The following is a 24,187-nucleotide window of genomic DNA, read 5'->3' on the forward strand; positions in this document are numbered from 1 at the left end:
TCACATGGCCGAGAAGGACACCCAGACCGAGCTCGTCACCGAATCGCTGGTGGAGGAAGTCTCCATCGACGGGATGTGCGGCGTCTACTGATGACCACCGCGTCGATCAGTGCTTCCGGCGACGTCAACGTCGCCGGAAGCACGTCCGCCGAACCTCTCGACGAGCCCGCGGGCTTCGATCTCGCGGCCGCCTGGCGGGTGAACCCGTCGGTGGCCATCCGCCCCGAGCCGTTCGGGGCCCTGCTCTACCACTTCGGGACGCGCAAGCTGAGCTTCCTGAAGAACCTGGTCGTCGTCGATCTGGTGCAGTCGCTCGCCGACCATCCCAGCGCCGAGGCCGCGCTGGCGGCCGCGGGGATCGCCGACGTCGAACGACCGATCTATCTGCAAGCCCTGACCTCCCTGGCCGACTCCGGGATGATCATCACCCGGTCGACGTAGGCCCCGCCCACCCGCGACGAGAAGTTGAGACAGCGATGACCACACTCGAACCCCTCCGCCCCGCCCCGGCCACCACCCTCGCCGGTCTGCCCCCGACCGCCCCGCGCCTGGACCTGCCGACCGTCGCGACCGCCCCCGCGCCCCCGAAGGTGGGTCGCCTGGTGGACCAGTTCGAGAAGGGTCTGGACGCTCCGATCTGTCTCACCTGGGAGCTGACCTACGCGTGCAACCTCGCATGCGTCCACTGCCTCTCCAGTTCGGGCAAGCGGGACCCGCGGGAACTCAGCACCGAGCAGTGCAAGGCCATCATCGACGAACTGCAGCGCATGCAGGTGTTCTACGTGAACATCGGCGGCGGCGAGCCCACGGTGCGCCCCGACTTCTGGGAACTGGTCGACTACGCCGTCGACCACCAGGTGGGCGTCAAGTTCTCCACCAACGGCCTGCGGATCAACCAGAAGGTGGCCGAGCGCCTGGCGGCCAGCGACTACGTCGACGTGCAGATCTCCCTCGACGGAGCGACGGCCGAGGTGAACGACGCCGTGCGCGGCCCGGGCTCGTTCGCCATGGCCGTGCGCGCCCTGGAGAACCTGAAGAACGCGGGCTTCAAGGACGCCAAGATCAGCGTCGTGGTGACCCGCGAGAACGTCACCCAGCTCGACGAGTTCAAGGCGCTGGCCGACGAGTACGACGCCACTCTGCGCATCACCCGCCTGCGCCCGTCCGGCCGCGGCGCCGACGTCTGGGACGACCTGCACCCGCTGCCCGAGCAGCAGCGTGACCTCTACGAGTGGCTCGTGGAGCACGGCGACCGGGTCCTCACCGGCGACTCCTTCTTCCACCTCGCGGCGTTCAGCAAGGGCGGCGGCAGCGGTCTGCCCGGACTCAACCTGTGCGGTGCGGGCCGCGTCGTCTGCCTGATCGACCCGGTCGGCGACGTCTACGCCTGCCCGTTCGCCATCCACGAGAACTTCCTCGCCGGCAACATCACCACCGACGGCGGGTTCCAGGAGATCTGGCAGCGCAGCGACCTGTTCACCGAGCTGCGGGAGCCGCAGAGCGCCGGTGCGTGCACCAAATGCCAGCACTTCGACGCCTGCCGCGGCGGCTGCATGGCGGCCAAGTTCTTCACCGGCCTGCCGCTCGACGGCCCCGACCCCGAGTGCGTACAGGGCTTCGGCGAGACGCTGCTCGCCGGTGACCGCAGCAAGCCGACCGCCAACAAGGACCACTCGCGCGGCGTGCCGCTCAAGCTGATGACTCGCCCGCCGTCGCGCGACTGCGACGAGAACCCGCTCGCCGGGTTCATGCCGACGAGCGCCACCGGCTGCTCGTCGACCGGCTGCGGCACACACTGACGGCGCCGGAGAGACTCTGCAGCTCACCTCCATAGAGAAAGTCTGAAACACACAATGTCGAAACTGTCCGAGATCCTGGAGCAGAACCCGTGGCGTCGTAACCCGTGGTTCGAGACGGTCGGGGAGGCGCAGCGTCGTGCGCGCAAGCGCCTGCCGAAGACGGTCTACTCCTCGCTGGTGGCCGGCACCCAGGCGGGCATCACCGTCACCGACAACAACGAGGCGTTCAACGAGCTCGGCTTCGCGCCGCACGTCGTCGGCGCCACCCCGGAACGGAACCTCACGACCACGGTGATGGGTCAGGAGATCTCCTTCCCGGTGATGATCTCGCCGACCGGTGTGCAGGCCGTCAACCCGGACGGCGAGGTCGCGGTGGCCCGGGCCGCCGCCGCCCGCGGCACCGCGATGGGTCTGTCGAGCTTCGCCTCGAAGCCGGTCGAGGAGGTCACCGCCGTCAACGACAAGATCTTCTTCCAGATCTACTGGCTGGGCAGCCGCGAGGAGATCGCCGCCCGCGTGGAGCGGGCCCGCGAGGCCGGCTGCAAGGGCCTGATCGTCACCACCGACTGGGTGTTCAACATCGGCCGCGACTGGGGCAGCCCGGAGATCCCGGAGAAGGTCGACCTCAAGGCCGTCGCCAAGCTGGCGCCGGAGATGATCAACAAGCCGAGCTACGCGCTGAGCTGGTTCCGCGACGGCAAGCTGATCATCCCCGACCTGTCGGCGCCCAACATCGGTGCGAAGGGCGTCCCCGGACCGACCTTCTTCGACGTCTACTACCAGTGGATGAACACCCCGCCGCCCACCTGGGAGGATCTGCAGTGGCTGCGGGAGCTGTGGGGCGGCGAGTTCATGGTCAAGGGCATCACGCGCATGGACGATGCCAAGCGCGCGGTGGACATCGGCGCCACCGCCATCTCGGTCTCCAACCACGGCGGCAACAACCTCGACGGCACCCCGGCCACCATCCGCGTGCTCGGCCCGATCGCCGACGCCGTCGGCGACCAGCTCGACGTCCTGCTCGACGGCGGGATCCGCCGCGGCAGCGACGTGACCAAGGCCCTGGCGATGGGCGCCAAGGCCGTGATGATCGGCCGCGCCTACCTGTGGGGTCTCGCCGCGAACGGGCAGACCGGTGTGGAGAACGTCCTCGACCTGCTCCGGATGGGTCTGGACTCGTCGATGATGGGCCTGGGCAGGTCCGACGTGGCCGAGCTGGACCGCTCGGACCTGATCATCCCCGAGGGCTTCGAACGCGTCTTCGGAGACTGACCGCCCGGCCCCGTGCGGGGCGGGATGGGACGTCTGTCGACGGTCTCGACTCCGCTCGACCGGCGAGGGTCCTTCGCCGCGACCGGAGTCCGAGCCTGCTCGTCCCGACGGCTGAGCCGGTCGAGGAACGAGGTGACGAGGCCGTGTCGAAGCCTCTCCCTCTCGGAACCGGAGCCCCCGTGCACCTCGCGTGCACGGGGGCTCGGTCGTCGGTCGAGACAACCCCTCGTCGGTTGAGACAACCCCTCGCCGGTCGAGACGACTTCCTCGCCGGTCGAGACGGCCCCCTCGCTGGTCGAGCGGAGTCGAGACCAGAATTCACGTACACTGTACCGGTAGAATTCTTCCTCGGACTCAGGAGCCGCCCGATCTCTCGGTCATCCACCTCGGACCTGCACGCCACCTACCTGCCCGATCGGCACGCGTTCGCGCTGTGGACGCCCGACGTCGCACCCGCCCCGGACGGCGAGTCCATCCGGATACCCCGGCCCGTCGGATACGGCCGGGACAAGAGACTCGAACCCGCGGTCCTCGCCTGCACGACGGTCGACGTCGACAGGCTGCCCGAGGACGACTCGTCCTCCGTCGCCGCCTGGCGGGCGCTGACCGCCGACCCGGACGCCGACGTCGACCTGCCGCCCGCGGCGCACGCCCTGCTCGACCACGTCGGCGACGCGGTGGTCTCGGCCGACTACGCGCGCCGGACCTTCGCCGAGACCCGCCGGGTCCGCGGTCGACTCGACGGCCGGATCCGCGCCGACCTGCGCGACTATCAGCTGCGCGGCGTCACCTGGCTCGCCGAGACCGGAACCGGCGGGATCCTGGCCGACGAGATGGGGCTGGGCAAGACGCTGCAGACCATCGCGCACCTCGTCGACTCCGATCGGGGGCCGACCCTGATCGTGTGCCCGACCGGGCTGGTGACCAACTGGCTCCGTGAGATCGGCCGGTGGGCGCCGGAGGTCCTGCGGCCCGAGGAGTTCCGCGGCGGCGCCCTCGACGCCCCGGCCGACCGATCGACGGTGGTGGTCACCGGTTATCCGACGCTGCGCAGGCACACCGCGGCCCTCGCCGGAATCGCCTGGGAGACCGTCGTCTTCGATGAGGCGCAGGCGCTCAAGAACAACCGCACGCAGGTGTCCCGCGCGGCCCGCGCCCTCGACGCCCGCCGCCGGATCGCCCTCACCGGCACCCCCGTGGAGAACCACCTCGACGAACTGTTCTCGCTGCTGAACCTCGTCGCCCCCGTCGAATTCGGCAACCGGGCGCTGTTCCGGCGCCGCTACGCGCTGCCGATCCAGAACGGTTCGGCCCAGGCCAAGGCCCGACTGCTCGACGCGATCTCCGGACGGGTCCTCCGCCGGACGAAGGCCGAGGTCGCACAGAACCTCGGCCCCAAGCTGCTCAACGACGTCGAATGCGACCTCACCGCAGAGCAGTGCCGCCGCTACGACGAGATCCTCGACGCCGCGGAGGCCGACGGCTTCGGCACCGGGATCGCGCGGCGCGGCGCGATCCTGAAGGCCCTGACCCGGCTCAAACAGGTCTGCAACCATCCCGCGCTGGTCGCCGACGGTGCGCTCCGCGGGCCGTTCGAAGGACGTTCCGGAAAGCTCGACGTGTGCACCGACGTGGTGACGACCAACCTCGACAACGACGGTCCCACCGTCGTCTTCACGCAGTACCGGCAGACCGGCGAGCTGCTGTCGGCGCATCTCGGCGCCGTCGTCGGCGCCCGGGTGCCGTTCCTGCACGGGGGTCTCTCCCGCGCCGACCGCGACCGCATTGTCGACGACTACCAGGCGGGTGAGGGCTGCGGCGTGCTCGTCGCGAGCCTCAAAGCCGCGGGCACGGGCCTCACGCTGACCCGCGCGGCCGACGTCGTGCACTTCGATCGCTGGTGGAACCCCGCCGTCGAAGCGCAGGCGACGGACCGGGTTCACCGGATCGGGCAGGACCGCGTCGTCACGGTCACCACCCTCACCACGGCCGGAACGCTGGAGGAGCACATCGCCGAGATGCATCGGCGCAAGGCCGCACTGGATCTGGACTCCGACGACGGCGCTCTCGCGCTGCTCACCGGGCTCTCGGACGAGCGCCTGATCGACGTGCTGCGCCGCAAGCGATCGGAGGACGCATGACGGGCCCCACCGCCGAGTTCGGTTACACGTTGTGGGGCCGGGACTTCCGTCTCCTCGTCGAACCCCTCCGGGTGACCAGACCCGAGCCGCTGCTCCCGCGCGCCCGCACCCTGGCCCGGAACGCGATGCGCGACGTGACGGTCGAGGACCGGCTGATCCGGGGCACCGTGGTGCGGGGCGCCGAGGCGTCGGTGGCCCACCTCGAGTTCGGGCCGATGCCGCGCGAGACCGCGACTCGGGTGACCGCGGAGTTCGGCGGTGCGCCCGCGGCCGCGGCGATGACCGACGACGCCCACCGGGCGATCGAGCCGGCCGCCCCCGAGCTCGTCTCCGTCGACTGCTCGTGCCGGGCGCGGACGGAGCGCTGCGTCCACGTGCTGGCGCTGCTCTACGAGACGGTCCGGCGCATCGACGACGACCCCGTCCTGGCCCTGACCCTCCGCGGGTTCCCCGGCGTCCTCGGCGGCGCAGGTCCGGTGGACGAAGCCGGTCCCGCGCCCCGACTGGTGCCGCTGGCCTCCCTGGATCCCGACCGTTTCTACGGGTGAGGGGGAGATCTCGACTCCGCTCGATCAGCGAGGAAGGGCTCGATCGGCGAGGGAGGCTCATCTCGTCGGTCGAGCGGAGTCGAGACCGCATTCTCGAAATACGGAGTCGAGACCGCATTCCCGCGATCTCGACTCCGCCCGACGGCTGAGCCGGTCGAGGAACGCAGTGACGAGACCGTGTCGAAGCCTCCCCCGAGACACCGACCCCCTTCGAGGCGCAGGATCGGCGCCTCGGTTCACGGTGTCGCCAGCGCGGCGGTCGGTGCGACGGCGACGGCCCGCCGGCTCGGCGGCAGCGCCGCGACCAGCACCAGCAGACCGGTGGCCGCCGCGATGACGCCGAGCGTCGCCCAGGGGAGTCCGATCACCGGCCCGGAGGTCTGCGATCCCAGCAGCGACTGACTGCCGACGGCACCGAACAGCACCCCGAGCACGAGCCCGAGCGTCACCGCGGTGCCGGACAGGGCCAGCGACTCCAGGCCGATCATCGAGCGCACCTGACGAGCGGTGAAACCCATCGCGCGGAGCATGCCGATCTCCCGGGTCCGCGCGATCACCGTCAACGACATCGTCGAGACGAATCCGACCGCGGCGATCAGCGCGGAGATCGCGATCATCGCGATCAGCACCGCGGACGTCGTGGAGTACACCTGGTCGGCCTGGCGGACGTCGTCGGGGGACAGCCCCTCCCAGCTGCGCATCGAGCGGCCGAGGGCGTTCATGCCGGAGGCGACGGTGGTGATCAGGGTGACGCCGATCAGCAGGCTGATGGCGGACCGCGCGGTCCGGGCCGGGTCGCTGAGCGCGTTCTTGCGGGCGACGAGCGCGGCCGGACCGGAACCGGCCGTCCGGGCGAACCCGGCGACGAGCCGGGGCAGGATGAGCCGGGCGCCCGCCATCACGCCGATCCCGACGAGGACCGAACCGAGAAACGCGGTGAAGAAGCCCGCCAGGCTGCCCCGCTCGCCGAGGTAGGCGGCCGTCGCCAGGGTGAGAGCGCCCGCGCCGATCAGGACGGCCGCCACGGCGGCACGCAGCCGTGAGGGCACCGGCGCGGCGCCGCGCAGAGCGGCGGACGAGCCGAGGGTGCGGCGGGTGCCGACCGCCGCCGCGGCCACCGCCACCGCCACGACCACCGGGACGGCGATCAGTGCTCCGCCCGGCAGCACCTCGTAGTGCGATTCGGGGATCAGTTCCCGCCGTCGCAGGACCGCGCGGGTGAGCGCGTTGAGCACGGTGCCGAGCAGCAGTCCCGCCCCGGCGCCGAGCACGGACACCCGGGCGACCGCCGCCACGATCCCGCCCCGCAACTGGGCGCTGCTCGCGCCGATCAACCGGAGCAGTTCGAGCTGGCGCGTGCGCCCGGCGATCACCGTGTCGACGCCGTTGCCGATCACGATCGCCGAGACGAACAGGGCGATCCCGATGAAGACGGGGGCGACGATCTTCAGCAGCAGCCCGACGCTCCCACCCGACTCCGCGCCGAGCCGGTCGAGGGTGTCGGCGGTGCCGTAGAGGACGGTCGCGTAGGCGGCGGCGAGGGCGCCGACCACGCCGATCGTCGACACCTCGCGCAGGCGGCCGACGACGAGCCGGGCACTCACCGCGCGCATGCCGGCACCTCCAGATCGATCAGGATCTCGGAGATCCGTCGGGGATCGAGCCGCCCGTACTCGCCGACCACCCGGCCGTCGGCCAGGATCACGGTCCGGTCCGCGTACGACGCGGCCACCGGATCGTGGGTGACCATCGCGATGCCCTGCCCGTATTCGCGGGCGGCCGTGGTCAGCAGGCTGAGCACCTCGCGGCCGGTCCGGGTGTCCAGGGCGCCGGTCGGCTCGTCGGCCAGGACGATCGTCGGCCGGGTCGCGAGCGCTCGGGCGATCGCCACCCGCTGCTGTTGGCCGCCGGAGAGCTCGCCCGGCGTGTGACCGAGCCGGTCCCGCAGTCCCAGCACGTCCACGAGGTGATCGATCCAGGTCCGCGTCTCCTTCTCGATCGGCCGGCCGGCGAGCACGAACGGCAGTCGGATGTTCTCCTCGGCGGTGAGGGTCGGCACCAGGTTGAACGACTGGAAGACGAAGCCGATGTGGTGCCGGCGCAGCACGGTCCGCGCGGTGTCGTCGAGCCCGGAGACGACGGTGCCGCCGACGGTCACCCGGCCGGACGAGACCTCGTCGAGCCCGGCGATCACGTTCATCAGCGTCGACTTGCCGGACCCGGACGGGCCCATGATCGCGGTGAACTCACGGCGGTTCAGATCGAGGTCGACGTCGCGGAGCGCGTGGAGGGGATTGGCGGCGTCGCCGTAGACGCGGGAGACGTTCCGCACCGAGACGGCGGGCTGGGGAGGCGGTGTGTGCTGCATGGAATCCACGCTATTCGCGCAGTTCAGCGCACACATCGACCGCGAGAGTGAGATCGTCTCCTCCGCTCGGCGGACTCGGTGTCATCCTCGCGATGTACGGGCGGCCTCGGCGTCGCCGGTCCTCGGTTCGCGCGCGAAGGCCCTTCGACACGCGGCCTCGTTCCTCGGCCGCGGCTCAGGGAGCGGTGCGGGGCGGCCGGACCTGTCGTGTCGGCGAGCGTGCGAGCCACGCTCGGGGAGCGGCGAGGGGTGGTCAGACCAGGCCGTGTTCGTAGGCGTACACCACCAGTCGCACCCGGTCGCGGAGACCCAGTTTGGTCAGGATCCGGGAGACGTGGGTCTTGACCGTGGCCTCCGACAGCACCTCGACGGCGGCGATCTCGGCGTTCGACAGGCCGCGGGCCGCCCGGACCAGGATCTCGCGTTCCCGCGGCGTCAGCCGATCGTATTCGGGGCCGGGTGCCGCCGACCGCGGCCGATGCCGCTCGAAGAGCCGGCGGGTGGCCGACGCCGCGACCACCTGGTTGCCGTCGACGACGGCGCGGATCGCGGCGAGCAGGAACTCCGGTTGCGCGTCCTTCAAGACGAAGCCGCCGGCCCCGGCCTCGATCGCCGAGGCGGCGGCCTCGTCGACGTCGAACGTGGTGAGGACGAGCACCTTCGGGGCGCGGTCGCCGAACTCGGAGATCAGGGTGCGGGTGGCGGTGATGCCGTCGACTCCGGGCATCCGGACGTCCATGAGGATCACGTCGGGAGCGGCGGCGTCGACCATCGCCGACAGGTTCTGCGCACTCGACTCCTGGGCCACCACCTCGATGTCGGCCTGCCCGGCGAGGATCATCGCGATGCCGCCGCGGAAGAGGGGCTGGTCGTCGACCAGCGCGACCCGGATCATGACGGCGCTCCCTTCCGTGCGGGCGGTGCGGTGAACTCCAGCGCCCAGCCGTCGTCGGTCGGTCCGCTGCGGAGGGTGCCGCCGACGGCCGCGGCCCGCTCACCCATGCCCAGGATGCCGTGGCCGGCGCCGGGTGCGGTGGACGGGGGTCTCGAAGCGGCGGCGACGGCGTTGCGGACGGTCATCGACGTGCCGTCGCGCCAGTCGTGACGCACGACGACCGGCCGGGTGAGGTCACCGTGCTTGAGGACGTTGGTGAGGGCCTCGGTGAGGATCCGGTGCGCGGCCTGGACCGCGGCCGGCTCGGCGCTCTCCGGGTCGCCGGTCTCCTCGACGGTCAGAGTCATGCCCGCGGCCCGCATCCGGTCGACGAGTCGAGCGCGTTCGGCGGCGTCGGCCCGGGGCGGGGTGTCGTCGCGGCGCAGCTCGTGCAGCACGTCGCGGACCTCGCCGAGGGCCTCGCGCGCGGTCCCGGCGATCACGCCGAGCGCCTCGTCGGCGGTCTCTGGCGACGAGGCGAGCACGAACCGCGCGCCCTCGGCCTGGGCGATCACCACGGCCAGGGAGTGGGCCACGACGTCGTGCATGTCGCGGGCCAGGCGCGAGCGTTCGGCCTGCTCGTCGTACAGCTCGAGGAGCCGTCGGCGTTCCAGTTCCGCGACGGTCTCGGCGACCCGGGCCTGTTCGACGCTGCGGCGCTGGTACCGGGTGAAACCGAACGTCCAGCCGCCGAGGACCACGACGGCCGCGCCCGTGATGCCCAGGAGCACGGGATAGAACACGCTCGTTCCGTCGGGGAAGGTGGCGGGCAGCACGGCCCCGGCGATCGGCACGCCGACGCCGCCGACCGCCAGGGAGCCCCGGCGGACCCGCGGATCGGGATGGCTGCCGGCCACGGCGAACAGCGGGGCGTACCCGATCGCTCCCAGGAGCGCGATCTGCAGGGTCGCGACCTGGACGGCCGCGGTGCCCAGCGCGAGCCCGATCATGGTCGACGGCGAGAGGTTCCGCACCGCGATCGCCAGCGCGATCACGGCGGTCACGCCCGCGGCGAACGTCGACTCCCGGGTCTGCGCCGGAATCGTGAGGAGACCGAACAGACCGGCCGCCAGGACGTCGAACGCCACGGTGGACCGGTGGGTGGAGGGGAGTGCGAGCGGATCGTGCACGCGTCCAGCCTGCCACGACGGATCGGTGCGGGCGCCGGGGGATTCGGCGGCCCAGGCGGCCGGTGTGTGCGATCCGCTCAGTCGTTCCAGAGCGTGGCGGGATCGGTCGCGACGCGGGCCGGCGGCTCCGGCGTCCGCGTGGACGACCGCGCGAACCGCGGAGCCACCTGGGCCTGCATGACGCCGTCGATCTCCACCAGGGTGCCGCGGGCCGCCAGGTGCGGATCGTCCGGGGCCTCGGTGAAGTCCAGGACCGGGGCGACGCAGGCGTCGGTGCCGTCGAAGATCTCGGTCCACTCGTCGCGGGTCCGGGTCTTGAACACCTCGGCGAAACGGGCCTTGACCTCCGGCCAGCGGCTCCCGTCGATCTGGTAGCCGAGGGAGGCCGGGTCGATCTCGAGCTTCTCCAGCAGGATCGCGTAGAACTGCGGCTCGATGGACCCGACCGACATCCATTTGCCGTCGGAGGTCTCGTACACCTCGTAGAACGGGGCGCCGGTGTCGAGGAGGTTGACACCGCGCCGGTCCTGCCACATTCCGGTGCCGCGGAAGGCCCACATCATCTGGCCCAGCACCGAGGCGCCGTCGACCATGGCGGCATCGATCACGTCGCCCTCACCGGAGGTCCCGCGCTCCACCAGCGCCGCCAGGATCCCCATCACCAGGAACATCGAGCCGCCGCCGAAGTCGCCGACGAGGTTCAGCGGGGGCGTCGGCTTCTCGTCGGCGCGGCCGATCGCGTGCAGCATGCCGGTCAGCGCGATGTAGTTCATGTCGTGCCCGGCGAGCCGGGCCCGCGGGCCCTCCTGACCCCAGCCGGTCATCCGGCCGTAGACGAGCGCGGGGTTGACGGCGTGCAGATCGTCCGGGCCGAAGCCGAGACGCTCCATCACGCCCGGGCGGAAGCCCTCGATGATCACGTCGGCCTTGGCGACCATGGCCAGGATGGTCTCGCGGTCGGCCGGGTTCTTCAGATCGGCCTCCACCACGCGCCGTCCGCGCAGGAGCGCGTCGGCGGGCACGCCCTCGGCGGGGATCTGGCCGGGGCGCTGCACCCGGACGACGTCGGCGCCGAGGTCGGCGAGCAGCATGGCGGCGTGCGGGCCGGGGCCGATGCCGGCGAACTCGATCACGCGGACACCGGCGAGGGGCCCGGAGCGTCCCGAGGGTTCACGCGTAACGGTCATGGGATCCTCCAAAACGGGTGCGGCGGCAGGTCGTTCGGCGGCCAGCATGCCACAGTTCGACGTCCTCCCGGCCCCGAACGATCGGGATCTCGGAAGGATCCGCCGGTGCGACGCGGACCTCGGGGGCTCCGCGTCGGCGACGACACGCCGGGCGGGTCGGCGGCTCCGGCGGTTCACGCTCGTGGCCGTCGTCGGTAGAGTCACGGTAATGAACAAGGCACCGAGGCTGGCTTCGGCCGTGTGGCCCGAGCTCGGTGATGCGGCCGTGACGGTGGTGGTCCCGCTCGGGTCACTGGAGCAGCACGGCCCGCACCTTCCGCTGGACACCGATGCGCGGATCGCCGATGCCGTCGCGAGCCGGGCCGTCGCGGCGCTGGCCGCCGAAGAGAACGCCGATTCCGGGGACGTCCGTCTCGCACCGGTCGTGCCGTACGGCGCCTCCGGCGAGCACGAGGGCTTTCCCGGCACGGTCTCGATCGGCACCGAGGCGCTCACCGCGGTGCTGGTGGAGATCGGCCGCAGCGCATGCCGCTGGGCCGCCCGTCTGCTGTTCGTCAACGCTCACGGCGGCAACGGTGCGGCGGTGCTGAAGGCGGTGAGTCTGCTGCGCTACGAGGGCCGCGACGTCGCGTGGTTCCCCTGCGCGCTCCCGGACGCCGACGCGCACGCCGGACACGCCGAGACCTCCGTGCTGCTGGAGATCGCCCCCGATCGGGTGCGCATGGACAGGGCCGAACCCGGGGACACCCGGCCCATCGCCGAGGTGCTCGATGCACTGCGTGCCTCGGGGGTCGCCGGGGTGAGCGCCAACGGCGTCCTCGGCGATCCGACCGGGGCGACGCGCGAGGCCGGTGCGCGGGCGCTCGACACGCTGACCGGGCACCTGGCCGACGCCCTGGGGCGCTGGACCGTCGACCCGTCCGGGAGGTTGCGATGACCGGGCCCGTCGACGTCGACCTGCCCGACGGATTCCAGGTGCAGATCGATCCGCGCTGCGCGCGCAAGGGCGACCTGCACCATCTGGTCGGCGGCTCGCCGACGCGCGTCATGCGGCTCTCGGACGCCGCCCTCGGCATGACCTCCGCCGACGGCCGGATCGCGGTCCACGACGCCTCCACGCGCGTCCTGGCCCGCACGCTCCTGGACTCCGGGATCGGGCTTCCGCGCCCGATGCAGGGGCCGTCGACCGACGAGGTGACGGTGGTGATCCCGGTGCGCGGCAACCAGTCGGGGGTCGACGCGTTGCTCACAGCGCTGCGCGGGCTGCGGGTGATCGTCGTCGACGACGGTTCCCCGGAGCCGATCCGCGCCGACGGCGAGGGCGTCCGGCTGATCCGATTCGACGAGAACCGCGGACCGGCGGCCGCCCGCAACGCGGGGGTGGCCGCGGCCGAGACCGATTTCGTGGCCTTCCTCGACTCGGACACCCTGCCCGTCTCGGACTGGCTGACCATGCTGCTGGCGCACTTCTCCGATCCGAAGATCGCGATCGTCGCGCCGCGGGTGATCGGCCGCCGGATCCGGGGGCGCGGCGCGACCGTCGCCAAGTACGCGAACGCGCACTCCTCGCTGGACATGGGTCCGAACGAGGCGCCGGTGGTGCCCGGCTCGCCGAAGCCGTACGTGCCGAGCGCCGCGATGGTGGTGCGCCGGAGCGCGTTCCTCGGATTCGACGAGTCGTTGCGCGTCGCCGAAGACGTCGATCTGTGCTGGCGGACGCACGAGGCCGGGTGGCGGGTCTACTACGACCCGGTGGCCCAGGTCCGGCACGACCACCGCGAATCGCTGCGCCGGCTGCTGGACCGGCACCGCTACTACGGGACGGGCGCCGCACATCTGGCGAGTCGGCACGGGCCGACCGCCGCGCCGGTGATGTCGTCGTTGACGATGTTCGCCGGGGTGGTGGCGCTGCTGACCCGGACCCGGATCGGTCTCCTGGTCGCGGCCGTGATCGGGCTGCGGGCGGTCTACAAGACGCGCGGTCTGCTGACCGGGGTGCCCGGGCGCGACGTGATCGCCGCGCGGGCCGTCGGACGCGGTTTCGGTTTCGGACTGCTGCAGGCGGCGCAGGCCCTGCTGCGGCACTACTGGCCGGTGACGCTGGTCGTCGCGGTGGTGTGGCCCTCCTTCCGGCGGCTGGTGTGGCAGCTGGCGCTGGCCGAGGGCGTGGTGTCGTGGTTCCGCAGCGAGGTGCTCGAATCCCGGGTCACCCGGGTCGGCCCGGTGGGTTTCGTGCTGATGCGGAGGCTCGACGATCTGGCGTACGGCACCGGGCTCTGGCAGGGCGCGCTGTCGCACGCCAGCCTGGGCGCGCTGCGGCCCAAGCTGACGGTCTAGGCGGGAGGTCCCCGGTGGTCGGGCGTCTCTCGCCGTTCGGGGCGCGGTGGGGCGGCTCGTGACGGGGGAGACGTACGACGTCGTGGTGGTCGGCGCCGGAACCGCCGGCTCGATCGTGGCGGGGCGGCTCGCCGCGTCCGGCGACCGGTCGGTGCTGCTGCTGGAACACGGGCCCGGCGCACTCCCCGGTCCGGAGGTGACCGCGCTGACCGGGCTGCCGATCGGGTCCGGCGCCACCCGTGTCACCGGATACGACGAGGCACGCGGGCGGCCGGTGGTGCGCGGCCGCGGGCTGGGCGGGTCGTCGTGCGTCAACGGCGGCTACTTCCTGCGCGGACATCCCGGCGACTTCGATCGTTGGCCGTCGTGGTGGACGCGGGAACGGATCGCCGCGGGCTACGACGCCCTCGACGGCGGTGACGCGGGCGGGGGCGTGATGTCGGTGACGCCGTTCGCCGACGACGAGCTCGGCGACGTCCCGCGGAGGTTCGACGACTACTGGCGCCCCCGCCTGGGGCCGCCCGTCGCGGCGGCGTGGCCGCGGCCGGGACTGGTGCGCGTGCGCGGCAACCGGGTCGACGGGCACCGCCGGAGCACGGCCGCCGCCCTGCTCGACCGGCGACCGCCCGGCCTCACGATCCGAGGAGAGGCGACGGTGCAGCGGACGGTGCACTCGGCGGCCGGTACCGGTCGGCGCGCGACCGGAGTGCTGGTCGACGGTGAGGAGATCGCCGCGGGCGAGGTGATCCTGTGCGCAGGCACCCTCGGCACCGCCGCTCTGCTGCGGCGCAGCGGTCTGTTCGGGGTCCTCGGGGTCGACGCCCTGGTCCCGCACGAGCACGCCGAACGGATCGTGCGGTTCACGCCGCGGCACCCGCCCGCCGCCACGGCCCTGCTGCCGGCGGTGGTGCACACCGGCGACGGCCTGGAGATCCGCGCCTACAGCGACGACTTCGCCCGCTTCATCACCGGACTGCCGCCGCGGGGAGTGCCGATCGGCGTCACCGACATGGCGCATCCCGCCCGCGGGACGTACGACGGCGAGACGCTCGACCTGGGCGGACCCGACGCCGAGTCGTCCGCGCGGATGCTGCGAGGCCTGCAGCGGGTGGTGGACATGCTGCACGCGCCGGAGTTCGACGGGATCGTCGTCCCGGGTTCGGTCGCGGTGGATCCGGTGGTCGGGATGTCGCAGCACGCGTCGGGGACGCTGCCGCTCGGACGGGCGCTCGACCACCTCGGCGGAGTGCCTCAGGTGCGGGGCCTGCGGGTGGTGGACGGGTCGATCCTGCCCGGCGGGCTGCGCAGCGGCCCCCACGCCACCATCGCGATGGCGGCGTGGGTGATCGCCGGAGAACTCAGAACAGGGTGACCCAGTAGTCCCAGAAACGTTCGGTGGCGGCGAAGATCACGATCGCGTACCAGAGGGCCAGCAGCACCCAGCCGATGTCGCGGAGGGTACGGCTGCGCGGGCCGTCGTCGAGGGCCCGCGACACGCTGAGCACCAGCAGGATCGGGGTGACGGTCCAGACCACCATGCAGTACGGGCACAGCGCGCCGATCCGGTAGATGCTCTGGAACGCCAGGTAGTTGACGAAGACGAACCCCAGGGTGAGGCCGAGGGTCTGGCCGATCCAGTACCAGCGGGGCAGCGGCACCCGGCCCACCGAGAGCACGGCGGTCACCAGGATCACCGCGAACGCGGGCAGCCCGAGCAGTGGATTGGGGAATCCGAAGAAGCGCGCCTGGTCGGTCACCATCACGCTGCCGCACGAGAGGATGGGACTGAAATTGCACGACGGCGAGTACGCCGGGTCGATCAGCAGATCGATGCGTTCGATGGTGAGCGCCACCGAGGCCGCCATCCCGAGGACTCCGCCGACGAGCATCACCCACGCCGACGCCACCCCGATCGGGCGCAGCGCGGTGAGTCCGCCGCGAGCGTCGTCGTCCTGCGACGGCGTCGTCGGTGCGGCCTCCGGTGCGGCGACCGAGCCGACCGCCGGATCGTCGTCGGCGGTGGCGGTCGACTCGGTCGAGGTCACTTGGCGGCCTCGAGGGCCTGGTCGATGGCGGTCTTCAGGAGCGGGCCGGCCGGGCTCTCGACGGTTTTGCCGTTGATCTTCACCGTCGGGGTGCCCTGGATGTCCTGGTCCGCGCGGACCTTATCGGTGTTGTCGGCGATCCACTTCCCGAACTGGCGGTCGTTGATGCAGTCGGAGACGCCGGTGACGCCCGCGTCCTTGGCGATCGAGATCAGCTTGGAGTCGTCGAGGCCCTTGGTGTTCTCCGGCGGCTGCTGCGCGAACAGACGGTTGTGGAAGTCGATCCACTCGGCGAAGCGGTCCGGGGTCTCGTCGCCCTTGGCGGTGGCCTCGGCGACGCAGAATGCTGGCGTTGGCGGCACGAGTCGAGTACTCGGTCGTCGAGTAGCCGTCCAGGAAGCCCAGCGGCACGTAGTCGATCGCGACCTTCTCGTTCTTGTAGAAGCTCGCGAGGACCTGACCGGAGGACTCTTCGAAGCTCTTGCAGGCCGGGCAGATGAAGTCCTCGTACACGGTGACGACGACGGGCGGGGTGCTGCCCGCCGGCGCGCCGGTCATCCGGATCGCGCCGTCGGTGGTGACGGTCGGGACGGCGTCGCCGCCGGTGGCGGACTCGTCCTTGCCCGGCACGATCGTGAAGATGATCACCGCCGCCACCACGATCAGGGCCACCGCGGCGCTGATCGTGATGATCACCGTGCGGCGGCGCTCGGCGGCGCGGGGGTCGATCACCTTGTTGCTCACGTCTATCTGATCCTTCGTCGCGTGTCCGTCCCGCGGGCGGCGGGTGATTTTCAGGCCCCAGAGTACCGCGGGATCACCGGGCCCCGCGTGGGGCGGGACCGGACGACGATTTCGGTCTCACCGGTCCTCCGCCACGCGACCGGTGTCGAGATTCCGCGCTCGAATCGAGTCGGGCGCGTGTCGTGCGGAGTCGAGATCGCGGCCGATCCGGTGCGTGCCCGCCGTTTCCCGAGCCGCGACCGAGGAACGAGGTCGCGTGTCGAAGGGCCGGTGCGTCACCCTCCTCCGGCCTCGGATCGAGGGGAACGAGGGGCGGGTGGGCTACTTCGGGGTCACCCAGGTGGTGATGTCGGCGTGGACCACCTCGGCGCCGGCGGTGTCGCAGACCCGGATCGAGACCACCATTTCGACGCCGTCGGTGATCGCCTCGAAATCGGGTTCTTCGGCGAACTCGGCGTGAGCGGTGAGACGGGTCTCCGCCTTCGCCAGGTACTGGACGTTCATCGCCTTGGGGATCCAGCGGTGCGACGACGGCACGGTGGCCTCCATCAGCATGCCCATCGCGGTCTCGGCGAGATTGCATGCGGCGATCGCGTGGAAGGTTCCCAGGTGGTTGTGGACCCCGAACCAGTTGGGGGAGACCACCCGGCAGTAGCCCGGACGCATCTCCTGGACGAGGGGGAGCACCGTGCCGAAGTACGGCACGCGCGCGACCATGCCAGCGGAGAACAGCGCGTTGCCGAGCACGTTCTTGGGCAGGCGTTTGCGCAGGGCGTAGGTGGGGGAGTCCTTGGTCATGAGCGCTATCTTACCGGAGAGTCAGTTACGGAGGGCGGCGCGGAGTCCCTTCGACACGCCGGCTCGCTGCGCTCGCGGGCGGCTCAGGGGGCGTAGTGCCGGCTTGGTGATCAGCCCCCACGCCGGTCGAGTCCCCACGCCGGCCGAGCCCTCTCTCCGGTCGAGTCCCCTTCGCTGGTCGAGCGGAGTCGAGACCACCATTCGGGCATCGAGTGATCTCGACTCCGCTCGATCAGCGAGGGGAGGGTTCGATCAGCGGGGGAGGACTCGATCATTGGAAGAGTGCTCGATCAGAGCGGGAGACTCGATCAGAGTGGAGGACCGCCGGCCTCACTCGTCCAGCGGGCCCGTCGGCAGGAGTCGTCGGACCAGCTTGCCCGTCGCATTGCGCGGGAGATCGTCGACGAAGACCACGTCGCGCGGCACCTTGTACCGCGCCAGGTTCTCCTTCACGTATGCGCGCAACGCGTCCGGGTCGGGCGTCGTGCCCTCGACCGGCACGACGAACGCGCGCAGCCGCTTGCCGAACTCCGCGTCGTCCACCCCGACCACCGCGACGTCGTCCACGTCGTCGTGCTCGGCCAGGAGGTTCTCCACCTCCAGCGGGTACAGGTTCTCTCCGCCGGAGACGATCATGTCGTCGTCGCGACCGGCGATGTGCCAGAGTCCGTGCTCGTCGACGAAGGCCATGTCGCCGGTGGACATGTACCCCTTGAGGATCTCCTTGTTGCGGCCGTCGGAGTACCCCTCGAACGGGGCGCCGTTGCGCACGAAGAGTCGGCCGCTCACGTCGGTCTCGCGGATGCGGTTGCCGTCGTCGTCGAAGAGTGCGAGATAGCTGCTGATCGGCGGTCTTCCCACCGTGCCGGGGGCTCTGCGCAGGTCGGCGGGCTGGGCGACCGCGGCGATGGCCACCTCGGTGGAGCCGTACAGGTTGTAGAGGACGTCGCCGAAGGTGTCCTGGAACTCCTCGCAGAGCGCCGGGGAGAGGGCCGAACCCGCGGCGACGACGATCTTGAGCGACGACGTGTCGTATCCGCCGATCACCTCCGGTCCCAGCGCGAGGATCCGGTGCAGCATGGTCGGCACCGCGACCAGGACCTCCGCCCGGTGTTCGGCGATCGCGGCCAAGGTCTTCTCGGCGTCGAAGCGGCGGAGCGTGACGGTCTGATTGCCCAGCGCGGTGCCCACGGCCCAGGTGGCGAAGCCGGTGGAGTGGAACAGCGGCGAGACGATCACCATCGAGGTGTGCTTCGGCAGCGGGATCCGGTCCAGGAGCAGCGCGGAGGTGAACGGGGAGAACCTGGAGCGGCGGGCGCCCTTCGGGAGGCCGGTGGTGCCGCTGGTCAGGATGATCATGCCGCCCCAGGTGGCCGGCCGGGGCGGGGTGGTCGTGCGGCCGGCGGCCACGACGTCGTCGAGCGGTCGGGCGTTCGGGTGGAGCGGTCGCTCGCCGTCGACCCAGGTGACGATGCGCGGCATGTCGTCGGGGAGGCTGTCGGCGAGGTCGGAGAACTCCTCGTCGTACAGGATCGCTTCGATGCCCTCGCGCCGGGCGACGTCGGTGAACTGGGCGGCGCCGAAGCCGGTGTTCATCAGGGCCAGCCGGATCCCGGAGCGGCCGACCGCGCACTGGGCCATCGGGATGGCGCGGTGGTCGCGCGCGAGGATGCCGATCACCGAACCGGGGCCGAGGCCGGCGTCGAGGAGGGTGTTGGCCAGCGCGTTGGACTGGTCGCTGAATTCGCGCCAGGTGAGCGAGCCGCGCTCGTCGGCGATCGCCGGGAGGTCGGGGACGTCCTCGGCGTTGTGCCCGATCACGGTGGCCATCGGGCCGATCACCTTGCTGCCGCGGATCGCATTGATCACCCGGTGCGGCCGTCTGAGGTCGGTGACGCCCGCCTCGCGGAGCACCCGGGCGGCCCCGAGCCCGTCCCTGATCTGCTCCAGAACGATTCCGAGTTTCGACATCGGCGTGCTCCTCTTCCGTCGCGGCCCGCTCGCCGCATCGAGATGCCCGATTCGGGTGTGTCGCCGGTCACGCTACTTGTCCGCGGTCGGTCGCGTCGGGGCTTCCGGCCGACGGCGTCGAAAAAGTGATAACAAATGTTTCTCGATGGGCTGCGGGTCGCCTCCGTGCCGTGAGCGGGCACACGTGGAATGGTGGAGGGGTGAGCGCACCGAGTCCCGAGCAGTCGACCGTCTTCACCCGGGCGCACGCCGATCTGCCCCGCCAGGCGCCCGGTTCACGGGCCACCACCGAGATGCTGCTGCGTCTCGCGGACTCGTCGCTGCCGCCCGCGCCGCGGATCCTCGACATCGGCTGCGGGCCCGGCGCGTCGACCGTGCCGCTCGCCGAACTCACCGGCGGCGCGGTGACCGCCGTCGACGTGCACCGCCCCTTCCTGGATGCCGTGGAACGACGAGCCGCCGACGCCGGAGTCGCCGAGCGCGTCACCGTGCTCCGGGCTCGGATGGAGGAGCTCCCGGTGGCGCCGGGGAGCATCGACCTGATCTGGGCCGAGGGCTCGGCCTACCTGATGGGGTTCGACGACGCGCTGGCCGCCTGGCGCGGTCTGCTCGCGGCCGAGGGGGTCCTGGTGCTGACCGAGGCCGAGTACGTGACCGATGATCCGTCCGACGGCGCCCGCGCGTTCTGGGCGGAGGCCTATCCCGCCATGCGGAGCACCGCGGAGAACGTCGCCGCCTGTCAGCGAGCCGGATGGGACGTGCTCGGGACCTATCTGCTCCCGAGCTCGGACTGGCTCGAGTACTACGGTCCGCTGCATCTGCGCGTGGAGGAGCTCCGCGCGGAGGGGGTCGACGAGGCGCTGCTCGCACCGATCGTCGAGGAGATCCGGGTGCGTCAGCTGTACGGGCGCGACTACGGGTACACCGGGTACGTGCTGCGGCCGCGGCAGCTCGCGGTCGGCGGATCGTCGTACGGGGTGGGGTAGACCGCGGTCGCCGCCCCGAGGTGCGGGGATCCCGGGCCGGCGAGGGATGTGCGCTCGCCGGTCGGCGCCCGCTCGGACTTGTGGCCGCGTCCGACGTGGTGCATACTGGTCAGGTTGCCTCCTGCGAGGCGATCAACTCCCACCGGACCGTGAACGCGGATCCGGGCGTGTAACGCGTGCACTTCTCGTGAGTGTCACGGTCACGACACGCCCGACCGCGGGTGCCGGAGGGAAGCGTACAACGACGAAAAGAACAGCGTCGATCGCGTCCGCGCCCAGCGCGGACCGTGGTCATGTGGCTCCGTTGCCGCCCGCCTGCCCCGGTCACGGGTGCAGCACGGGTGTGAGTCCACGCCGGTGTTCTGTTCGTCGAGAGACATACAGACGGAAGAGGACACAGCGTGGCGGGACAGAAGATCCGCATCAGGCTCAAGGCCTACGACCACGAGGCGATCGACGCTTCGGCGCGCAAGATCGTGGACACCGTGACCCGCACGGGTGCACGCGTGGTCGGCCCGGTGCCGTTGCCCACCGAAAAGAACGTGTACTGCGTCATCCGTTCGCCGCACAAGTACAAGGACAGCCGCGAACACTTCGAGATGCGCACGCACAAGCGACTCATCGACATCCTCGACCCGACGCCCAAGACGGTCGACGCGCTCATGCGCATCGATCTTCCTGCCAGCGTCGACGTCAACATCCAGTGACGGGGGACTAGAACATGAGCAACCAGACTGCAAAGAAGGGCCTGCTGGGCACCAAGCTCGGCATGACCCAGGTCTTCGACGAGAACAACCGGGTCGTCCCGGTGACCGTCATCGCGACCAGCGGCAACGTCGTGACCCAGCTTCGTACCGAGGAGCGTGACGGGTACTCCGCCGTGCAGCTCGCCTACGGCGCCATCGACCCCCGCAAGGTGAACAAGCCGGTCTCCGGCCAGTTCGCCAAGGCCGGTGTCACCCCGCGCCGCCACCTCACCGAGATCCGCGTCGCCGACGTCGCGGACTTCGAGGTGGGCCAGGAGCTCGGCGCCGACCTGTTCGCCGACGGCGTCAAGGTCGACGTGACCGGCACCTCCAAGGGCAAGGGCTTCGCCGGCGTCATGAAGCGTCACGGCTTCGCCGGCCTGGGCGCGAGCCACGGTGCGCACCGCGTGCACCGTGCACCGGGTTCCATCGGTGGCTGCGCCACCCCGGGCCGCGTGTTCAAGGGCATGCGGATGGCCGGCCGGATGGGCAACGAGAAGGTGACCACTCAGAATCTCACCGTCTACAAGGTGGATGCCGAGGCCGGTCTCCTGCTGATCAAGGGCGCGATCCCCGGCCGCAAGGGCGGCATCGTGGTGATTCGCGACGCTGTGAAGGGTGGCGACAAGTGAGCACCGAGACCGCAACCAAGCTGACGCTGGACGTCCGCACCCCGGCCGGTGCCGTCGACGGCACCGTCGAGCTGCCCGCCGACCTGTTCGACGTGGACGCGAACATCGCGCTCATGCACCAGGTCGTCGTCGCGCAGCAGGCCGCGGCCCGTCAGGGCACGCACTCCACCAAGACCCGCGGCGAGGTCCGCGGCGGTGGCGCCAAGCCGTACCGGCAGAAGGGCACCGGTCGCGCCCGTCAGGGTTCGACCCGCGCTCCGCAGTTCGTCGGCGGCGGCACCGTGCACGGTCCGCAGCCGCGCGACTACACGCAGAAGGTCAACAAGAAGATGAAGGCTGCGGCTCTGCGCAGCGCCGTCTCCGACCGGGCGCGTAACGAGCGCATCCACGTCGTGACCGAGCTCGTCGAGGGCCAGGCCCCGTCGACCAAGGCCGCGCGCAAGTTCCTGGAGTCGCTCAGCGACCGCCGCAAGTTCCTCGTCGTGCTCTCGCGCGAGGACGAGGCCGCTCGCAAGAGCATCGCGAACCTGCAGAACGTGCACGCGATCGCTCCGGATCAGCTGAACACCTACGACGTCATCGACTCGGACGAGGTCGTGTTCAGCGTCGAGACGCTGAACGCCTTCATCGAGGCGAATACCAAGAAGGAGGGCTGAGAATGGCTACGCACGCAGATCCGCGCGACATCATTCTGGCGCCGGTGATCTCGGAGAAGGCCTACGGCCTGATCGAGGAGAACCAGTACACGTTCCTGGTGCACCCGGATTCCAACAAGACCCAGATCAAGATCGCCGTCGAGCAGATCTTCGATGTGAAGGTCTCCAGCGTCAACACGAACAACCGTGAGGGCAAGCGCAAGCGGAACCGTTACGGCTACGGCAAGCGCAAGGACACCAAGCGCGCCATCGTGACGCTGCGCGAGGGCAGCAATCCCATCGAGATCTTCGGGGGCCCGGTCAGCTGACCGGAGCACTCTTGAGAGAGGGACTTAATTAACTATGGCTATTCGTAAGTACAAGCCGACAACCCCGGGCCGCCGCGGCTTCGAGCGGTGCGGACTTCTCCGAGGTCACCCGTGACCATCCGGAGAAGTCGCTGGTCCGCCCCCTGCACGGCAAGGGCGGCCGCAACGCGCACGGCCGGATCACCACCCGGCACCGCGGTGGCGGGCACAAGCGTGCCTACCGCCTGATCGATTTCCGTCGCAACGACAAGGACGGGATCAACGCCAAGGTCGCTCACATCGAGTACGACCCCAACCGGACCGCACGTATCGCACTGCTGCACTACGTGGACGGCGAGAAGCGCTACATCATCGCCCCCAAGGGCCTGAAGCAGGGCGACGTCGTCGAGTCGGGCCCCAACGCCGACATCAAGCCGGGCAACAACCTGCCGCTGCGCAACATCCCGACCGGTACCCAGGTCCACAACGTGGAGCTGCGTCCGGGCGGCGGCGCCAAGATGGCCCGTTCGGCCGGCGCCTCGATCCAGCTCCTCGGCAAGGAGGGTCCGTACGCGACCCTGCGCATGCCGTCGGGTGAGATCCGCCGCGTCGACGTGCGCTGCCGCGCCACCGTCGGCGAGGTCGGCAACGCCGAGCAGAGCAACATCAACTGGGGCAAGGCCGGCCGCATGCGCTGGAAGGGCAAGCGCCCGACCGTCCGCGGTGTCGTGATGAACCCGGTCGACCACCCGCACGGCGGTGGTGAGGGCAAGACCTCCGGTGGCCGCCACCCGGTCAGCCCGTGGGGCAAGCCCGAGGGCCGCACCCGTAAGAACAAGGCCAGCGACAAGCTGATCGTCCGCCGCCGTCGTACCGGCAAGAACAAGCGATAACTAGGAGGAGGTAAGAAATGCCACGCAGCCTGAAGAAGGGCCCGTTCGTCGACGACCATCTCCTGAAGAAGGTCGACGCGCAGAACGAGAAGGGCACCAAGCAGGTCATCAAGACCTGGTCCCGTCGTTCGACCATCACCCCGGACTTCATCGGTCACACCTTCGCCGTCCACGACGGCCGTAAGCATGTGCCGGTGTTCGTCTCCGACTCGATGGTGGGCCACAAGCTGGGCGAGTTCGCCCCTACCCGCACCTTCAAGGGTCACATCAAGGATGACCGGAAAGCGAAGCGTCGGTAATCATGGCTACTCAGACAGATAATGCAGTGCAGAGTGCCCGCGCGACGGCCAAGTTCGTCCGCGTCACTCCGATGAAGGCACGTCGTGTGATCGACCTGATCCGCGGCAAGAGCGTCGACGAGGCCCTGGACATCCTGCGGTTCGCCCCGCAGGCCGCCAGTGAGCCGGTCGCCAAGGTCGTGGCCAGCGCCGCAGCCAACGCCGAGAACAACCTCGGTCTGGACCGTCGCACCCTGGTCGTCACCGAGACGTTCGCCGACGAGGGCCCGACCATGAAGCGGTTCCAGCCGCGTGCTCAGGGTCGTGCCTTCCGGATCCGCAAGCGCACCAGCCACATCACCGTGGTCGTGTCGAACACCGGCACCGTCGGCGGCTCCAAGCGCTCGCGTCAGCAGAAGAAGAAGGGAGCCTAGC

Annotated in this window: 26 protein-coding genes and 2 pseudogenes; 18 read left to right on the plus strand and 10 right to left on the minus strand. The window is 70.7% G+C overall.

Going from position 1 to position 24,187, the window contains the following annotated elements; translation table 11 throughout:
• Positions 1-4: 4 nt before the first annotated feature.
• The 6 genes from mftA to QM809_RS07700 all read left to right on the plus strand — a co-directional run bounded on the left by mftA (position 5) and on the right by QM809_RS07700 (position 5,760).
• The gene (gene mftA, locus QM809_RS07675) at positions 5-91 is read left to right on the plus strand and encodes a mycofactocin precursor MftA (RefSeq protein WP_415047033.1); all 87 of its coding nucleotides are present in this window, start codon (positions 5-7) and stop codon (positions 89-91) included.
• Positions 91-441, plus strand: a complete 351-nt coding sequence (gene mftB / locus QM809_RS07680; protein WP_415045207.1) for a mycofactocin biosynthesis chaperone MftB — start codon at positions 91-93, stop codon at positions 439-441. Before mftA ends, mftB begins: the two co-directional genes overlap by 1 nt.
• 35 nt (positions 442-476) lie before the next feature.
• A complete protein-coding gene (gene mftC, locus QM809_RS07685; protein ID WP_415045208.1) occupies positions 477-1,799 on the plus strand; it encodes a mycofactocin radical SAM maturase in 1,323 nt (440 codons plus the stop codon).
• A 54-nt stretch (positions 1,800-1,853) separates the two neighbouring features.
• On the plus strand, positions 1,854-3,071 hold the full coding sequence (gene mftD, locus QM809_RS07690) for a pre-mycofactocin synthase MftD (RefSeq protein ID WP_415045209.1): 1,218 nt from the start codon (positions 1,854-1,856) through the stop codon (positions 3,069-3,071).
• A gap of 431 nt (positions 3,072-3,502) precedes the next feature.
• Complete coding sequence (locus tag QM809_RS07695; protein WP_415047034.1) at positions 3,503-5,212, plus strand: DEAD/DEAH box helicase; 1,710 nt, start codon at positions 3,503-3,505, stop codon at positions 5,210-5,212.
• Positions 5,209-5,760: a hypothetical protein gene (locus QM809_RS07700; protein ID WP_415045210.1), complete on the plus strand. Its 552-nt coding sequence runs from the start codon at positions 5,209-5,211 to the stop codon at positions 5,758-5,760. Before QM809_RS07695 ends, QM809_RS07700 begins: the two co-directional genes overlap by 4 nt.
• A 236-nt stretch (positions 5,761-5,996) precedes the next feature.
• Here the strand turns inward: QM809_RS07700 and QM809_RS07705 are convergent, their stop codons facing one another.
• The 5 genes from QM809_RS07705 to QM809_RS07725 form a co-directional block, all read right to left on the minus strand.
• Complete coding sequence (locus QM809_RS07705) at positions 5,997-7,373, minus strand: FtsX-like permease family protein (RefSeq protein WP_415045211.1); 1,377 nt, start codon at positions 7,371-7,373, stop codon at positions 5,997-5,999.
• Positions 7,361-8,128, minus strand: coding sequence for an ABC transporter ATP-binding protein (locus tag QM809_RS07710; RefSeq protein ID WP_415045213.1), 768 nt, complete (start codon positions 8,126-8,128; stop codon positions 7,361-7,363). Before QM809_RS07710 ends, QM809_RS07705 begins: the two co-directional genes overlap by 13 nt.
• Positions 8,129-8,381: 253 nt before the next feature.
• On the minus strand, positions 8,382-9,023 hold the full coding sequence (locus QM809_RS07715) for a response regulator transcription factor (RefSeq protein WP_415045214.1): 642 nt from the start codon (positions 9,021-9,023) through the stop codon (positions 8,382-8,384).
• Complete coding sequence (locus QM809_RS07720; protein ID WP_415045215.1) at positions 9,020-10,192, minus strand: sensor histidine kinase; 1,173 nt, start codon at positions 10,190-10,192, stop codon at positions 9,020-9,022. Before QM809_RS07720 ends, QM809_RS07715 begins: the two co-directional genes overlap by 4 nt.
• A gap of 77 nt (positions 10,193-10,269) precedes the next feature.
• Positions 10,270-11,379: a CaiB/BaiF CoA transferase family protein gene (locus QM809_RS07725; protein ID WP_415045216.1), complete on the minus strand. Its 1,110-nt coding sequence runs from the start codon at positions 11,377-11,379 to the stop codon at positions 10,270-10,272.
• A gap of 208 nt (positions 11,380-11,587) precedes the next feature.
• Between QM809_RS07725 and mftE the strand changes: the two genes are divergently transcribed.
• The 3 genes from mftE to mftG are packed head-to-tail and all read left to right on the plus strand — an operon-like array spanning position 11,588 to position 15,088.
• Positions 11,588-12,316, plus strand: a complete 729-nt coding sequence (gene mftE / locus QM809_RS07730; RefSeq protein WP_415045217.1) for a mycofactocin biosynthesis peptidyl-dipeptidase MftE — start codon at positions 11,588-11,590, stop codon at positions 12,314-12,316.
• On the plus strand, positions 12,313-13,716 hold the full coding sequence (gene mftF / locus QM809_RS07735) for a mycofactocin biosynthesis glycosyltransferase MftF (protein ID WP_415045218.1): 1,404 nt from the start codon (positions 12,313-12,315) through the stop codon (positions 13,714-13,716). The genes mftE and mftF overlap by 4 nt, the downstream gene beginning before the upstream one ends.
• 58 nt (positions 13,717-13,774) lie before the next feature.
• Positions 13,775-15,088 (plus strand): mycofactocin system GMC family oxidoreductase MftG, encoded by a 1,314-nt coding sequence (mftG, locus tag QM809_RS07740; protein ID WP_415045219.1) that lies wholly within the window; start codon positions 13,775-13,777, stop codon positions 15,086-15,088.
• On the opposite strand, the gene QM809_RS07745 is transcribed toward mftG, so the two are convergent.
• From QM809_RS07745 to QM809_RS07755, 3 genes and pseudogenes are all read right to left on the minus strand, one after another.
• The gene (locus QM809_RS07745) at positions 15,075-15,761 is read right to left on the minus strand and encodes a vitamin K epoxide reductase family protein (RefSeq protein ID WP_415045220.1); all 687 of its coding nucleotides are present in this window, start codon (positions 15,759-15,761) and stop codon (positions 15,075-15,077) included. The genes mftG and QM809_RS07745 overlap by 14 nt on opposite strands.
• Complete coding sequence (locus QM809_RS07750; protein WP_415045221.1) at positions 15,758-16,123, minus strand: DsbA family protein; 366 nt, start codon at positions 16,121-16,123, stop codon at positions 15,758-15,760. Before QM809_RS07750 ends, QM809_RS07745 begins: the two co-directional genes overlap by 4 nt.
• 82 nt (positions 16,124-16,205) lie before the next feature.
• A pseudogene (locus QM809_RS07755) lies at positions 16,206-16,319 on the minus strand (DsbA family protein); the annotation flags it as partial.
• Between QM809_RS07755 and QM809_RS07760 the strand changes: the two are divergent.
• Positions 16,276-16,515 carry a hypothetical protein gene (locus QM809_RS07760; protein ID WP_415047141.1) on the plus strand — a complete coding sequence of 80 codons (240 nt, stop codon included), beginning with the start codon at positions 16,276-16,278 and terminating at the stop codon, positions 16,513-16,515. The pseudogene QM809_RS07755 and the gene QM809_RS07760 overlap by 44 nt on opposite strands.
• 311 nt (positions 16,516-16,826) lie before the next feature.
• Here QM809_RS07760 and QM809_RS07765 read toward each other — a convergent pair whose 3' ends face one another.
• Both QM809_RS07765 and QM809_RS07770 read right to left on the minus strand, forming a co-directional pair.
• A complete protein-coding gene (locus QM809_RS07765; protein ID WP_415045222.1) occupies positions 16,827-17,303 on the minus strand; it encodes a hotdog fold domain-containing protein in 477 nt (158 codons plus the stop codon).
• Between the two features lie 330 nt (positions 17,304-17,633).
• Positions 17,634-19,274 (minus strand): AMP-binding protein, encoded by a 1,641-nt coding sequence (locus QM809_RS07770; RefSeq protein WP_415045223.1) that lies wholly within the window; start codon positions 19,272-19,274, stop codon positions 17,634-17,636.
• Between the two features lie 200 nt (positions 19,275-19,474).
• Between QM809_RS07770 and QM809_RS07775 the strand changes: the two genes are divergently transcribed.
• The 8 genes and pseudogenes from QM809_RS07775 to rplV all read left to right on the plus strand — a co-directional run bounded on the left by QM809_RS07775 (position 19,475) and on the right by rplV (position 24,186).
• A complete protein-coding gene (locus QM809_RS07775; RefSeq protein WP_415045224.1) occupies positions 19,475-20,260 on the plus strand; it encodes an SAM-dependent methyltransferase in 786 nt (261 codons plus the stop codon).
• A 401-nt stretch (positions 20,261-20,661) separates the two neighbouring features.
• Positions 20,662-20,967 carry a 30S ribosomal protein S10 gene (gene rpsJ / locus QM809_RS07780; RefSeq protein WP_005936758.1) on the plus strand — a complete coding sequence of 102 codons (306 nt, stop codon included), beginning with the start codon at positions 20,662-20,664 and terminating at the stop codon, positions 20,965-20,967.
• 14 nt (positions 20,968-20,981) lie between these two features.
• Positions 20,982-21,638 carry a 50S ribosomal protein L3 gene (gene rplC, locus QM809_RS07785; protein ID WP_415045225.1) on the plus strand — a complete coding sequence of 219 codons (657 nt, stop codon included), beginning with the start codon at positions 20,982-20,984 and terminating at the stop codon, positions 21,636-21,638.
• Positions 21,635-22,294, plus strand: a complete 660-nt coding sequence (gene rplD, locus QM809_RS07790) for a 50S ribosomal protein L4 (protein ID WP_415045226.1) — start codon at positions 21,635-21,637, stop codon at positions 22,292-22,294. Before rplC ends, rplD begins: the two co-directional genes overlap by 4 nt.
• A 2-nt stretch (positions 22,295-22,296) precedes the next feature.
• Positions 22,297-22,602, plus strand: a complete 306-nt coding sequence (rplW, locus tag QM809_RS07795; RefSeq protein ID WP_415045227.1) for a 50S ribosomal protein L23 — start codon at positions 22,297-22,299, stop codon at positions 22,600-22,602.
• Positions 22,603-22,636: 34 nt separating this feature from the next.
• Positions 22,637-23,474: pseudogene (gene rplB, locus QM809_RS07800) on the plus strand (50S ribosomal protein L2).
• Positions 23,475-23,491: 17 nt separating this feature from the next.
• Entirely contained in the window at positions 23,492-23,773 is a 282-nt protein-coding gene (rpsS, locus tag QM809_RS07805; protein WP_009681030.1) for a 30S ribosomal protein S19, read from the plus strand.
• 2 nt (positions 23,774-23,775) lie between these two features.
• Complete coding sequence (rplV, locus tag QM809_RS07810) at positions 23,776-24,186, plus strand: 50S ribosomal protein L22 (RefSeq protein WP_415045228.1); 411 nt, start codon at positions 23,776-23,778, stop codon at positions 24,184-24,186.
• Position 24,187: the final 1 nt, after the last annotated feature.

It is taken from the genome of Gordonia sp. (in: high G+C Gram-positive bacteria), assembly GCF_047600385.1.
Taxonomy (GTDB): Bacteria; Actinomycetota; Actinomycetes; order Mycobacteriales; family Mycobacteriaceae; genus Gordonia.